At 63.0% G+C, this 12,737-nt stretch carries 11 protein-coding genes and 1 pseudogene; 9 read left to right on the top strand and 3 right to left on the bottom strand.

The window, feature by feature from the left end:
• Nucleotides 1–26 precede the first annotated feature (26 nt).
• Nucleotides 27–1,112, bottom strand: coding sequence for a prepilin peptidase (locus EA187_RS00085; protein ID WP_127778767.1), 1,086 nt, complete (start codon nt 1,110–1,112; stop codon nt 27–29).
• Between the two features lie 46 nt (nt 1,113–1,158).
• Nucleotides 1,159–1,719, bottom strand: a complete 561-nt coding sequence (locus tag EA187_RS00090) for a hypothetical protein (RefSeq protein ID WP_127778768.1) — start codon at nt 1,717–1,719, stop codon at nt 1,159–1,161.
• Between the two features lie 208 nt (nt 1,720–1,927).
• On the opposite strand from EA187_RS00090, the gene EA187_RS00095 reads away from it, so the two are divergent.
• Entirely contained in the window at nt 1,928–3,502 is a 1,575-nt protein-coding gene (locus tag EA187_RS00095; protein ID WP_115603525.1) for an HD domain-containing phosphohydrolase, read from the top strand.
• Nucleotides 3,503–3,616: 114 nt separating this feature from the next.
• On the opposite strand, the gene EA187_RS00100 is transcribed toward EA187_RS00095, so the two are convergent.
• Nucleotides 3,617–4,324 (bottom strand): sigma-70 family RNA polymerase sigma factor, encoded by a 708-nt coding sequence (locus EA187_RS00100; RefSeq protein ID WP_115603524.1) that lies wholly within the window; start codon nt 4,322–4,324, stop codon nt 3,617–3,619.
• 387 nt (nt 4,325–4,711) lie between these two features.
• On the opposite strand from EA187_RS00100, the gene gyrA reads away from it, so the two are divergent.
• The 8 genes and pseudogenes from gyrA to EA187_RS00135 all read left to right on the top strand — a co-directional run bounded on the left by gyrA (nt 4,712) and on the right by EA187_RS00135 (nt 12,708).
• The gene (gene gyrA, locus EA187_RS00105) at nt 4,712–7,282 is read left to right on the top strand and encodes a DNA gyrase subunit A (RefSeq protein ID WP_115603523.1); all 2,571 of its coding nucleotides are present in this window, start codon (nt 4,712–4,714) and stop codon (nt 7,280–7,282) included.
• Between the two features lie 118 nt (nt 7,283–7,400).
• On the top strand, nt 7,401–7,655 hold the full coding sequence (locus EA187_RS00110) for an AtpZ/AtpI family protein (protein WP_115603522.1): 255 nt from the start codon (nt 7,401–7,403) through the stop codon (nt 7,653–7,655).
• The gene (locus tag EA187_RS00115) at nt 7,655–8,071 is read left to right on the top strand and encodes a hypothetical protein (protein ID WP_115603521.1); all 417 of its coding nucleotides are present in this window, start codon (nt 7,655–7,657) and stop codon (nt 8,069–8,071) included. Before EA187_RS00110 ends, EA187_RS00115 begins: the two co-directional genes overlap by 1 nt.
• 3 nt (nt 8,072–8,074) lie before the next feature.
• Nucleotides 8,075–8,854 carry a F0F1 ATP synthase subunit A gene (atpB, locus tag EA187_RS00120; RefSeq protein ID WP_115603520.1) on the top strand — a complete coding sequence of 260 codons (780 nt, stop codon included), beginning with the start codon at nt 8,075–8,077 and terminating at the stop codon, nt 8,852–8,854.
• 126 nt (nt 8,855–8,980) lie between these two features.
• Nucleotides 8,981–9,334, top strand: a complete 354-nt coding sequence (locus tag EA187_RS00125) for an ATP synthase F0 subunit C (RefSeq protein ID WP_199589697.1) — start codon at nt 8,981–8,983, stop codon at nt 9,332–9,334.
• A 251-nt stretch (nt 9,335–9,585) separates the two neighbouring features.
• Nucleotides 9,586–9,684, top strand: a pseudogene (locus tag EA187_RS21100) (zinc-ribbon domain-containing protein); the annotation flags it as partial.
• Between the two features lie 9 nt (nt 9,685–9,693).
• Nucleotides 9,694–11,211, top strand: a complete 1,518-nt coding sequence (locus EA187_RS00130) for a tetratricopeptide repeat protein (protein WP_241250151.1) — start codon at nt 9,694–9,696, stop codon at nt 11,209–11,211.
• Nucleotides 11,212–11,247: 36 nt separating this feature from the next.
• Nucleotides 11,248–12,708 (top strand): tetratricopeptide repeat protein, encoded by a 1,461-nt coding sequence (locus EA187_RS00135; RefSeq protein ID WP_164855854.1) that lies wholly within the window; start codon nt 11,248–11,250, stop codon nt 12,706–12,708.
• Nucleotides 12,709–12,737: the final 29 nt, after the last annotated feature.

The following is a 12,737-nucleotide window of genomic DNA, read 5'->3' on the forward strand; positions in this document are numbered from 1 at the left end:
GGCTGGATGGTGCGGGCAGCATCGTCTCAGAGCCCGTAGTAGAGGTAGCTCATTGAGAGGTACATCGGGATGAACTCCCCGAAGAAGAAAAACTCCAGTCCGGCCAGCACAATGAAGGGACCGAAGGGCACGGCAAGTCCGCCTCCTTCCTCATTGTCCGGGGCATCGGCCTGGGGAGCATCGTCGGCGGGGGAGGGCGCAGCAGTCTCATCGGCGAGGCCGGCGCCGGCCGCTTCGCGAGCACGACGGGCGACCTCGCGAGGATCATCTTCGGCGAGGATCTCGCGGGAGTCGCGCACAAACCCCGCGCCCAGAAGGGTGCCGAGGCCGGCGGCGATCAAGCCCTGCACGCTGGCTGCAAAGAAGATGAAAATCAGCGCCGGCCAGCCCAGCCAGGCACCCATCAGTGCCATCAGCGTTAAATCCCCCCCGCCGATGCCCTCCACCCCGCGGGCGGCGAAGTAGAGGTAGAAGATCGCCAGCACCACCACCGCGCCCACCACCGCGCCGATAAGACTCATCGAGAGGGTCACCGGCGGGAAAAAGCTCGTCATCGAGCCCGGGCTCATCACCTTTTCGCTGTTGAGAAGCAGCGTCGCAACGATGCCGATCGCGATGGTAGGAAGCGTAAATTCATGCGGGATCAGGTAGTGATCCAGGTCCACAAAGGTGATCACCACCAGCATCGCGATGAAGATAAAGTAGAGCCCAAACGCAATCCCCATCGAGCTCCAGGGGAGCTGCTCCAGGCTGGCCACCGGGGGCGGAAAGCCTGCTCGCCAGGGTTCGCCCAGCATCGCCACATGCCGCCACGAGACTTTCAGCCATAGTCCGGCCGAGAGCACGCCCATCAAAAGCTCGACCAGCGCGTAGCGCGCCGGGATATGCACCTTACAGCGGCGGCAACGGGCCCTTAATATGAGCCACGAGAGGATGGGGATGTTGTCGTACCAGGCGATCGGCGTCTCGCAATGCGGACATCGGCTGCCCGGACGCACCACCGAAAGTCCCGCCGGGACGCGGTAGATCACCACGTTGAGAAAACTCCCCACCACCGCGCCCAGCATAAAGGCGAAGGCTGTGAGCAGGTAAAAGAAGACGTCGACGGACATGCAGACTCAGGTCGAAAGAGGAGCTGAAATCACCGCCGCGTGCCTATCAGCGCGGCGTCTCGACGCTATCACGCGCGCGTTTCTCCCGGTAGCCTCGCCCGAAGTAGAGGAGGTGCGCGACCAGCAGCGCCAGGCTCAGCAGGGTGGCCAGCGCGGCGAGTCCGGGGAGCAGCAGTGCGCCGCGCTCGACGAGGACGCCGTCGACCGGTACGCGCATCGGTGCGGCTCGGGTGGCGCTCACCCAGATGAGCATCGCGCCGACCAGCGCCGACATTCCGACGGCCAGAACCTTTATCAGCCGGCGACGGTAGCGATAGGCCACGCCGTAGACCCAGTACCAGCAGAAGAGCACGCCCCAGCCGACAAAGACCATCAGCGGGTGCCACTCGCCACGCTGCCAGGCAAAGAGTGAGGCCAGCGCCGCGCCCACCCACACCAGGAGATAGCCCGGGTAGAGCACCCGTGAGGCCTCCACGCGGCCCGGAAGCAGTCGCACCGCCGGCGTGGCCGCTCCGCTGCGCTCGCCAAGGACGACCGGGGCTGCTTCGGTGGAGCGCGCCTGGGAAGGCGCGTCGTTGGACCTGGAGTCAGGAGCGCGCGAGCTCATCGGTGGTTCCTGCAAGAAGATGTGTCGGCGTCGAGGTGGGCTTGAGGGGCCGGCTCAGTAGCATGCTCGATCGCTTTGAGGCAACGCCGCGGTGCGAGACGGGCATTCCCCGACAGCTGCCCCGGTAGCGGCGAGTTTGACGCATAAAATAGCGCTGTGATAGCTCTTTGAAGTTCGCAAGGTGGAGTCTCAACCCAGGTCAAACACGATGGTGCGCGACGAAGTTCCCTCCGGGGAGATCAGGCCGGTTCGAGTACTGGTGGTCGACGATGAGTCGACCATCCGCGACGTGCTCGTCGACTTTCTGGGGATGGAGGGCTACGACGTGCTCGCCGTGCCCACCGCCGAGAAAGCGCTGATCGCTCTTAACGAGCGCCCGTTTGATGTGGCTCTCATCGATCTGCAGATGCCCGGGATGAACGGCATCGAGCTCATGGAACAGGTCTGCCGCAACCACCCCTGGGCGCTTCCGCTGATGATGACCGGCTACGGCACCGTGGAGACCGCGATCGCCGCGATGAAGGTCGGTGCCTACGACTACCTGCTTAAGCCTTTTAAGGTCGATGATGTCATCCGCGTGATTGAGCGCGGCCTGGAGAAAAAGCGTCTGGAGCGCGAAAACGTGCGCCTCAAAGAGCTTGTCGATCTCTACGACGTCACCGAGCAGCTGGGAAAGAGCCTGGCCGAGGCTCACGTCCACGACCTTCTGGTGGAGACCATCGGCGTTCAGGCCGAGGCCGACGTGGTGGGGTTGTGGCGACCGAACGCTCCGGGGAGCGAGCTTCTGGAAGAGGGCGCGCGCTGGCTCGATGCGTCGAATAGCGCGCCGGGGTTAGCGTTTCTGGCCGGCCTCACACCGGAGGTTATCACCGGGCTGTGCTCCACGACGAGCGCGCGGGTACTGCACGGTGACGCGATCGCCGGGCTCGGGTTGAGCACGCGTCCCCTGCCGCGCTCGATCTTCTGTGCGCCGCTCTGCGCCAATGATCAACTTCTGGGGATCTTGATCGCCGCGCGCTTTGAGCCGCGCCCCGCCTTCCGCGAGAGCAAACGTAAACTTCTGGCGATCATGGTCGGGCGCGCCGCCGCGGCGATGGATAACGCGCGCCTCTACGGCGACCTGCAGCAGACCTTCAAGCAGACCATTCAGGCGCTGGCCAACATCCTCGAAGATCGCGATCCCTACACCCGCGGCCACTCCGAGCGGGTCAGCCGTTATGCGCGCCAGATCGCAGTCGGTCTGGGGCTGGAACCCGATGAGGTCGAGCGCATCGCCGACAGTGCCCTGATGCACGACATCGGCAAGCTGGGCATCCGCTTTGAAGAGCTCAACAAAGCCGATCCCCTCACCGAGTCGGAGTATGAGATGTTCAAGAGCCACACCACGCGTGGAAAGTGGATCTTGCAGCCGATTCGTTTTCTGCACCCGCTCATCCCCGGGGTCTATCACCACCACGAGCGCTGGGATGGCCGCGGCTACCCGGTGGGATTGAGTGGAGAGGAGATCCCCCTGATGGCGCGTATCCTGGCGGTAGCAGACACCTATGATGCGATGACCTCGCACCGCGCCTACCGCCGGGCGTTGCCCCACGAGGTGGCGATGCAGGAGATCGAGAGCTGCTCCGGCTCGCAGTTCGATCCGGCAATCGTCGAGGTGTTCGTGCGCGAGATGAGTCGGCATCGCCGTGACCAGAGCTCCAAGGCTGAGCGCTGGCGCGCGCTGCTGGACCCGGCTGATGAGGAGCCCGGCCCCGATAAGCCGGGCTCGTCGGCGACCGGTTGAGAGCGCGGACACCAACGGGCTCACCCAGACATGAAAAAACCTCCCGGAGTCATCCCGGGAGGTTTTTTCGTGGGCCCGGCGTGGGGACGGGCCCACGGGCGATCGAGGCGATGGTCAGGAGGCAGCTTCCACCGCGTCGTCGTCACGCTCTTCTTTGATGGCGTTGAGCTTCTCGCGTCGCACCGAGCGACGGGTGCGGTTGGACTCCTCATGAAGGAAGGGCTCCATATCGCGGATGATGCCCCGCTCATAGGCCGTCTCCACCAGCAGCTCGCGCATCATTTTGCGTCCGCGGAAGAGCCGGCTCATCACCGTACCCACCGGGCAGTCCAGAATGTGGGCGATTTCCTTGTAGGAGAAGTCGTTGAGGTCAGCGAGCACCACCACGGTGCGGAACTCGTCGCTGAGCTGCTCCAGGGCGTCCTGCAACTCGCTGGTAAAGCTCTTCTGAACCGACTCGCGCTCCGGGCTGTTGTAGAACTCGGTACGCTCGCGATCGAAGAAGTTCTCTTCGATGGGGCGAAGATCATCGGCGTTGAGGATCTCACGCTCTTTCTTCTTACGGCGGTACTTGTTGATGAAGGTGTTGGTGAGGATCGTAAAGAGCCAGGCGCGGCAGTTCGTGCCCTGCTCGAAGCGATGCCAGTTGGTGTAGGCCTTGATGAAGGTCTCCTGGACGAGATCCTCGGCGTCTTTCTCGTTTTTGGTATAGCGCAACGCCGTGGCGTAGAGCTCATCGAGGTGGGTGAGGGCCGTCTCCTCGAACCCCTCGTTTTTGGGGGAGTCGGAGTCGGAGCGATTGAATTCGTTGAGCTTGAGCATGGGGGGACTCCTTTCGTTTTTATCGCAACTCGCCGCTCCGGCCTTCGAGGGGAGGGGAGAGAGGGATCACGCGGTGTTCATGGTTAAGACGCCGGCCGGGGGGCGGAGGTTTCAAAAAAGTTTGCGCCAGGGTTAAAAAGTTCCGCTCTCACTAAACTTCAGCGTTTGCGGCAGACGCGCCGACACACCCGAAGCGATGTCTTGCCTGGCAAGCTAAGCACTGCCTTCACAGAGACCACCTCACCGGTGCCAGGCTCTGGGCGGACTCCCTTGTGAGATCGCCCCCTCCTTGGTAGGGTTCCGCGGCTTTACGCCCCGCTTGAGCGCCCGCTCATACCGGGAGCCTCTCAATCGTATGAAACGACCCGCTTTGGTGAAGGGAACGCGATGACGGATTCGGTCAGCATCATTCCGATCAATATCGAAGAAGAGATCCGCCAGTCCTACATGGACTACGCCATGAGCGTGATCATCGGGCGCGCATTGCCCGACGTTCGCGACGGGCTGAAGCCGGTGCACCGGCGCATCCTCTTTGCGCAGCATGAGCTGGGCAACCGCTGGAACGCCGCCTACAAGAAGTCGGCGCGTATCGTCGGTGACGTCATCGGTAAGTACCACCCCCACGGCGACTCCTCGGTCTATGATGCGTTGGTGCGTCTTGCCCAGGACTTCAACATGCGCGTGCCGCTTGTCGACGGCCAGGGCAACTTCGGCTCGGTCGACGGCGACCCGGCCGCGGCCATGCGTTATACCGAAGTGCGTATGGCGCGCGTCGCTCAGGAGCTTTTGAGCGACATCGACAAAGAGACCGTCGAGTGGATCCCCAACTACGATGACACCATCGAAGAGCCGGCGGTTCTGCCCACGCGTATCCCCAACCTGCTGATCAACGGCTCCTCCGGGATCGCCGTCGGGATGAGCACCAACATCCCGCCGCATAACCTTGGCGAAGTGATTCGGGGCACGCTGGCGCTGATTGAGAACCCGGAGATCGATGTCGAAGGGTTGATGCAGCACATCCCCGGCCCCGACTTCCCCACCGCCGGCATCATGTACGGCGCGCGTGGTCTGCGTGACGCCTACGCCGAGGGCCGCGGCATCATCAAGATGCGCGCCCGCGCGATCATCGAAGAGGACGAGAAGCGCGGCAAGAGCTCCATCGTCGTCACCGAGCTGCCCTACCAGGTCAACAAGGCGCGTCTCATTGAGAAGATCGCCGAGCTGGCCCGTGACAAGCGCATCGAAGGCATCACCGACCTGCGCGATGAGTCCGACCGCGACGGCATGCGCATCGTCATTGAGCTTCGCCGCGACATGATCCCGGCGGTCGTGCTCAACAACCTCTACAAGATGACGGCGATGCAGTCGTCCTTTGGCATCATCATGCTGGCGATCGTTCACGGTCAGCCCCGCATCATGAGCCTCAAGGAGGTGCTCAACCACTTCATCGACTTCCGCCGCGATGTGGTGACGCGCCGCACCATTTTTGAGCTGCGTAAGGCCGAGGAGCGTGCCCATATCCTGGAAGGCCTCAAGATCGCGCTCGACCACCTCGATGAGGTGATCGCGTTGATTCGCGCCTCGGCCTCGCCCAACGAGGCCCGCGAGGGGCTGATGAGCCGCTTCGCGCTGAGTGAGCGTCAGTCGCAGGCGATTCTCGATATGCGCCTGCAAAAGCTCACCGGTCTGGAGCGCGACAAGATCCTCGAAGAGTTGGCCGAGGTGCTCGCTGAGATCGATCGTCTGCGAGGCATCCTGGCCGACGAGAAGAAGTTGATGGCCGTCATCATCGAGGAGCTCAACGAAGTACTCGAGGCCTACGCCGATGAGCGTCGCACCGAGATCCTGCACAACGTCACCGAGCTCTCCGACCTCGATCTGATCGCCGAAGAAGACATGGTGGTCACCCTCAGCCACGCCGGCTACATCAAGCGTACCCCCCTCAGCGAGTACCGCGCTCAGCACCGTGGCGGCCGTGGAAAGCGGGGCATGGACACCAAAGACGAAGACTTCGTCACCGATATGTTCGTGGCCTCGACCCACACCAACCTGCTCATCTTCACCTCGGTGGGTAAGGTCTACAAATTGATGGTCCACGAGCTGCCGCAGGGCTCGCGCACCACGCGCGGCAAAGCCGTGATCAACCTGTTGCCGATCACGCAAGATGAGAAGATCAAGGCCATCTTGCCCTTTGAGGAGTTTGAAGAGGGGCGCTACATCGTCACCGCCACGCGTCAGGGCGTGATTAAGAAGACCGATCTGATGGCGTACGCCAATGTGCACGTCGGCGGTATCATCGCGCTGGGCTTCAAAGACGAGGATGATGAACTCATCAGCGTGCGCGCTACCGGCGGAGATGATCGCATCTTCCTTGCGAGCAGCGATGGCCAGGCGATCTGCTTCCACGAGGAGGATGTGCGTCCGATGGGGCGCGTGGCCGCCGGTGTCTACGGGATGCGCTTCCGCGAGGGCGATACGCTGGTGGGAATGGACGTGGTTCCCGCAGGCGATGACCACTCCACCATCCTCACCATCACCGAGCGGGGCTATGGAAAACGCACGCTGCTCGATGAGTATCCGCTGCAGCGCCGCGGTGGCAAAGGTGTGGTCACCATTAAGACCAACGAGCGCAACGGCATGCTGGTGGGCATCCGCGTGGTCGACGACACCAATGAGCTGATGATGATCACCGATAAGGGCCAGGTTCTGCGCACCCGCGTCGAGCAGATCTCAACCTACGGACGCAACACGCAGGGCGTGCGCGTCATGAGCCTGGACGACGATGAGCTGGTCGTCTCCATCGCGGCGCTGGTCGCCGAGGAGGAAGACGAGGAGCTCGAGGGTGAGGAACTCGCAGAGGCCGGGGAAGGTGCGGAGATTCAGGGCGATGAAAGCCCCGAGCAGGCCGCCTCAACCGGTGAAGAATCCGCAGAGGAAGAGCCCGGCGAAGACAGTTAATCTGAGGCGGTTGACGCCCGTCAATTCCCTGTGTTACAGGGTGCGCGCCGCTGCTCGGGGAGGCGCTTGCAGACACGGTCTGCGGGCATTTTCCAGAGCACGGCGCGAGGTGATTTAGATGGCCTCTCCACCAGAAGACGAGTCGCGTCACTCCACCCGCAATCCCTGGCTTGTGGCAGGCGCGATCGGAGCCCTGGGCTTTGAGTTTGTAGGACTTGTACTCGGCGGTGCATTTATCGGCACCCGACTCGATGCCCACTTTGAAACGGCCCCGGTGTTGCTTCTGGTGTCCATGGCGGTGGCGATGCTCAGCGCCGGGTGGCATGTCTGGAAGATCTCGCAACGGTTTTTGAAAACACAAGGTGAAGACTGATGGCCAGGCTCGACCGAAGCTTCGTCAACGGGGTTTTCTGGCGCATGTTGGCGCTGGGAGCACTGCTGGCGCTGATGACGGGCCAGGTAGTCTCCCTGCGATTCGGCTACTCCATGGCTCTGGGCACGCTCTTTGCGGCGCTCAGCCTCCGTGCGACAGCTTTTCTCGTCAGGAAGATGTTTAATGGCGCCGTCAACGGCAATCCCGCAGCAAGGGGAGGCGCTGTTGTTCTGGTGTTTAAGCTGGCAGCAAACTGCGTTGCCATCTGGTTTTGCCTTTCGACCCTGGGTGCCCACGCCGTAGGCTTTATCCTCGGCTACAAAGTGTTGTTACTCGCGCTGGGCTGGCAGACTGTTTCCACTCGTAAGAGTCGCCAGCACGTTGAGGACAACGCCGCTGACAACGAGAGCACGTAGTTCATGGCTGATTATACGTTTTTAGACCTCATTCCCGCGTTTGCCGAACAAGAACACGGAGAGGGATGGAATCACATCTTCGGCGACCCTGTGCTGAATCCCTCGGCCGCGGTCGGTATCACTCACGTGGTGTTCACCGGTGTACTGGTGCTGCTGATTACGGTGCTCGCACTTGTCGCCAGTCGCAGGTACCGAAAGCGCGACGAAGCCCTGATCCCTGTGGGTAAATTCTCGGTGGCCGGATTCTTCGAGGTGCTCTTCGAAGCGGTGATGGGCATGATGAGCGACCTGATGGGCGAGAAGGCTGCTAAGAAGTTCTTCCCGCTGATCGCGTCGCTGGCGGTCTTTATTTACCTGGGCAACCTGATGGGGCTGGTCGTGGGCTTTGCGCCGCCGACTTCAAACCTCAATACGGGGCTGGCCTGCGCGATTGTCGTCTTCCTGGTTTACAACGTCTCCGGTTTCATGGAGCAGGGATTCGGCTATATCAAACATTTCATGGGGCCGATTCTCTTGCTGGCTCCCCTGATCTTTATCATCGAATTGGTGGGACACGCCTTCCGCCCGGTCAGTCTTGCAGTGCGACTTACCGGTAATATGACCGGGGACCACATGGTCCTGGGCGTGTTTGGGGACCTGGCCGCCGGGATCTTCGGAATTCCTCTTCTGATCCCGGTACCGTTCCTCTTCCTGGGCTTGCTGGTTTGCACCATTCAGGCGTTGGTCTTCAGCCTGTTGTCCAGCATCTACATCGCCCTTGCCATTGAGCACGAAGACCATTAAACGACTCGCCAGAAAGGTTGTTGGCCTAGACGGCTTTCATCAGGGCGTATCAACATATTGATACCCGTCACAATGGCGCACGCCGCAACTTGTATCGGCGTCGCGCGAGCTAGGAGGACGCAGTCCATGCTGAAGAAAAGCACGATCACGTTTTTGAGCACGTTCGCAATTGTCGCACTCTGGAGCACCTCGGCGTTTGCCCAGGGTACCGCTGCTGCGGCCGATAACGTCTTCACGACCTACGCATGGTTGGGCGCCGCTTCGGCCTTCGGCGTGAGTCTTGCCGCGCTGGGTGGTTCGCTGGGTCAGGGTCGCGCTGCTGCCGCCGCCCTGGAAGGTATCGCTCGCAACCCGGGCGCCGCCGGTAAGCTCTTCACTCCGCTGATTCTGGGTCTGGCCCTGATCGAGTCGCTCGTGATCTACGCGTTCGTTATCTCGATTCTGATGGTCCTTAACATCGACATCACCGCGGCGCTCTAAGTCGCAGGTTGACGATGTGAAAAAGCCCGGCTTCGGCCGGGCTTTTTTGTGCTCTGGGGGCTAAAAAAAGCGCCCGGCCTCCTTCTTGCGTGGGGTGGGTGCGTGTGGTCTAATGCGGCCCCTTGAGGAGGGCGGCTGCGCCTGCCCTCGGCGCGAATGCAGCGACTGCGCTTCAGGCCCTGAAGCCATCGAGGCCTTGGGCGTGCGCTGTTTTCCTCGCTTGATCCATCCCATCCGGAGCAGACCACGGAATGATCGTCCAGTGTCCCAGCTGTTCATCGCGATATCGCGTCAATGACGCCAATATTCCGCCCTCGGGGGGCAAGATCAAGTGTCCTTCCTGTGCGCACGCCTTCGTGGTGTACCCTGAGGTAGCGGCGGAGCCGGAGCACGAGGCGGATAAGACCTCGATTGCCGCGCGCCCCAATATTCACGAGCTTCTCAACTCGATGAATCAGAACAAGGCCGCCGCACAGAACGCGGCGCCGCCGGTCGAGGATGAGGTCGCCAAGACCGAGGTGATGTCGGGCGCGGAACTTCCGGATTTCTCCTCGATGTTCGGCGATGTCGGTGGCGATCAGACCATTGAGATGTCCAATCCATTGGTCAGCGGCGTATTGCCCGGGCTCGGAGCCTCGGTCGAGGAGGATGAACTCCACACTCAGGAGCTCTCGCCAGACCTCGTAAAGAAGAGCCTGCAGCATCTGGGCGCGCGCCCGGCCGGTGGTCCGCCCTCCATGCCCGATGATGGAGGCCCTGCTACCGAGATTGCGCCTCCTCCTGTGGTGCAACAGGCCATGCCCGGGCAACGCCTCTCGGCCTCGGCTGAGCCCACCCCGCCTCCGGCCGGAGCGCCGGCGTTCGGCACAAGCCCTGCTGTGCCTCAGGCGTCTGGTCCCTCGCCGGGGATGACCGCATCCGCCGCACCCGCCGGCGGGGTTGATGGCAGCCACGAAGGCCCCTGGAAGCTACAGACCAACTTCGGGCTGACCTACGAGTTTGCCGACAACAAGAGCTTGCGCAGCTGGCTTGCCAGCCGCGAAGAGCTCAATGGCTACAAGCTCTCTTCCGGCGGTGAGTTCTTCGCGCTGAGTGATTATCCGCAGTTTTCGCCGGGCGGCGGGGCGGCGCAGCGTTCGGGGAACTACTCCGTGGCCTCTTCCGGGGCCCAGGCTCCGATGCCCGGGATGGGACCTGCTCCGACGAGCCCCGCAGGCTCGGGAGCCGCGCCTGCGATGACGCCTCCCGGTGCGATGCCCTCGGTTCCCGGTACGGCTCCGACTCCGGCACCTTCGCCGGCCTCGCCATTTATGACCGCCGGGATGCCCGCGGTTGGGCAAAAGCCGTCGGCGACCTCAGAACGAGAGAAGATCGACCCGAACGCCGGATTCCGACCTCCTTCACGTGACAGCAACGTGCTCACCATGGTGCTCTGGGGGGTCTTCGGATTGCTCGGGTTGGTCGCGGTTGCTCTGGGGCTTCATCTGGGCGGAATCATCAACTTCCCGGCGCTTGGCGGCATTGCTCCGTCCGAATCGGTGGCGCCATCTCCCGCACCCACACCGGCGCCGGCCCCGGCCGCTGAAGCCGAAGCTGCACCTGCTGAGGCCGCCCCGGCGCCGCCCAATCCTGACCGGCGAGTGGAGGTTGACCGCATCCTCGACGATGCCCGGGTGGATATTGAATCCAACCGTCTTACCTCGGCGCTCGATCGCCTGGAGACCGCGCGCATGCTCGACCCCGATCGTGTTCAGATCTACGACATGAGTGCCCAGGTGCACGAGAAACTTGGTCAGCAGGACAAGGTCGAAGCCATGCGCGAACAGGCCCGTAAGCTGCGTAGTCAGGGCGGCTCGCCACCTCCCACGATGGAGTAAGGAGGTCGCCCCCGGCGCTCACCTCCTACGATGACGATGGACGTCTCTTGCCCGCAGTGTCAGACGCTCTACGAGTTTGATGAGGCGCAGCTGCGCTCGGTGGGCTCGGTCAACCTCAAGTGCAGTCAGTGCGATCACCTCTTTCGTCTGGAGGTGCCCGACGAGTTGCGCGATGAGAGCCAGCGTCGCTGGATGGTCCGTAAGGCGTCCAGCGGGGATGTTCTTTATTTCTGGGGTTTTGACGAACTTCACCGCTGGATCATGAATGGTGAGGTTGAGGCTCATGATGCGATCTCTCGCACCGGCGAGCGTTGGAGCGAGTTGGGGACCATCGGGGAGTTTGCACCGATTTTTCAGGCGGTAGCCTCGATCGCGGGGTTGGGGCGAGGGGAGCGGCGCGAGCCTCTGGAGGATCGTGCCACGCAGCACTTCGGGCCGGCATCGACGCCGATGCGTCCCCGTCGAACGACCGAGCCTCATCACGTCGCAACGCAGCCTGGCGTTTCGCCACCTCGTCCGGTGCATCAGACACCATCACCGGTACGCCGCGCCCGGGTCACCCCGAGTCTGGCGAGCCCGGAAGCACCGAGCTCGCCCAGTCTTAACCTGGACGCCGAGCGTTTCGGGGCGCCCCCGGCGGTTGAACCCACCCCAACGCCGCGACAATCTCCCGGGCGCGCACCGCATCTGAGTCCGGTGGCCCCCGAAGAGGATGACTGGTCACTCGGCGACTTAAGCGTGACGCAGTCCGGCTCTCAGATCGTCGTGGCCCCGGAGCGGCGTTCTCGTCGCTCGCGCGGCCCGCTCCTGGCGGCGGTGCTGCTAGTGCTTGCGCTCGGCGCAGGCATCGGTGCGTGGTACGGCGGGACGTTCGATGCCTGGATGAAAGAGCGCAGCGCCGTCGAGGCCTCCGCGACGTCGGCCGAAGCCCGGTCCCCCCTGGAGGCTGAAGAGGCGGCGAAGAAGCCCTTAGATCGGGTTCGCACTCGCGTGGGGCAGGCGCACGACGTGGCGCGTCGGGCGGCGCTCGCACCGGTCCGGGAGGCTGCGCTAAGCGCGGCGGTGCAGGAGGTTGGCGTGGCGAGCGAGCGAAGCGAGCGCGTCGCCCGGAAGGCGCAACGCCCCGACATGGAGGCCGTGTTGGCCTCGGCACGTCGTGCGCTGCAGCGGGGGGATGCACAGAGTGCCCGGGCACGCTACCACCGTGCGATTGAGCTCGATGAGACGAACCCGGAGGCGATCACCGGTCTGGGGTGGGCACTTCTGGAGTTAGGCTCGTTGGACTCCTCGGTGGCCCAGTTTCGCCGTGCGATCTACCGCGATGCGACCTACGGGGATGCGTACATCGGCCTGGGACGGGCGGAGCGCGACCGGGGCAACATCGGGGCTGCGATCGAGGCCTACCAGACCTACCTGGCCCGATTGCCCGACGGTCCACAGGCCTCGATCGCGCGCTTTCAGAGCGAGCAGCTCCGACGCTCGAGCGGTCTGGAGTAGAAGGTTTGGGTGTGTCGGTTTTGTGAATA

It is taken from the genome of Lujinxingia sediminis (assembly GCF_004005565.1).
In the GTDB taxonomy this organism is placed as follows: Bacteria; Myxococcota_A; Bradymonadia; order Bradymonadales; family Bradymonadaceae; genus Lujinxingia; species Lujinxingia sediminis.

What these genes read in the sequence shown, in the direction of transcription:
- EA187_RS00115 (WP_115603521.1), top strand. Translation starts at nt 7,655, where the DNA reads ATGGCCAGGCTCGACCGAAGCTTCGTCAACGGGGTTTTCTGGCGCATG.
- EA187_RS00110 (WP_115603522.1), top strand. Translation starts at nt 7,401, where the DNA reads ATGGCCTCTCCACCAGAAGACGAGTCGCGTCACTCCACCCGCAATCCC.
- atpB (WP_115603520.1), top strand. Translation starts at nt 8,075, where the DNA reads ATGGCTGATTATACGTTTTTAGACCTCATTCCCGCGTTTGCCGAACAA.
- EA187_RS00085 (WP_127778767.1), bottom strand. Translation starts at nt 1,112, where the DNA reads ATGTCCGTCGACGTCTTCTTTTACCTGCTCACAGCCTTCGCCTTTATG.
- EA187_RS00125 (WP_199589697.1), top strand. Translation starts at nt 8,981, where the DNA reads ATGCTGAAGAAAAGCACGATCACGTTTTTGAGCACGTTCGCAATTGTC.
- EA187_RS00135 (WP_164855854.1), top strand. Translation starts at nt 11,248, where the DNA reads ATGGACGTCTCTTGCCCGCAGTGTCAGACGCTCTACGAGTTTGATGAG.
- EA187_RS00095 (WP_115603525.1), top strand. Translation starts at nt 1,928, where the DNA reads ATGGTGCGCGACGAAGTTCCCTCCGGGGAGATCAGGCCGGTTCGAGTA.
- gyrA (WP_115603523.1), top strand. Translation starts at nt 4,712, where the DNA reads ATGACGGATTCGGTCAGCATCATTCCGATCAATATCGAAGAAGAGATC.
- EA187_RS00090 (WP_127778768.1), bottom strand. Translation starts at nt 1,719, where the DNA reads ATGAGCTCGCGCGCTCCTGACTCCAGGTCCAACGACGCGCCTTCCCAG.
- EA187_RS00100 (WP_115603524.1), bottom strand. Translation starts at nt 4,324, where the DNA reads ATGCTCAAGCTCAACGAATTCAATCGCTCCGACTCCGACTCCCCCAAA.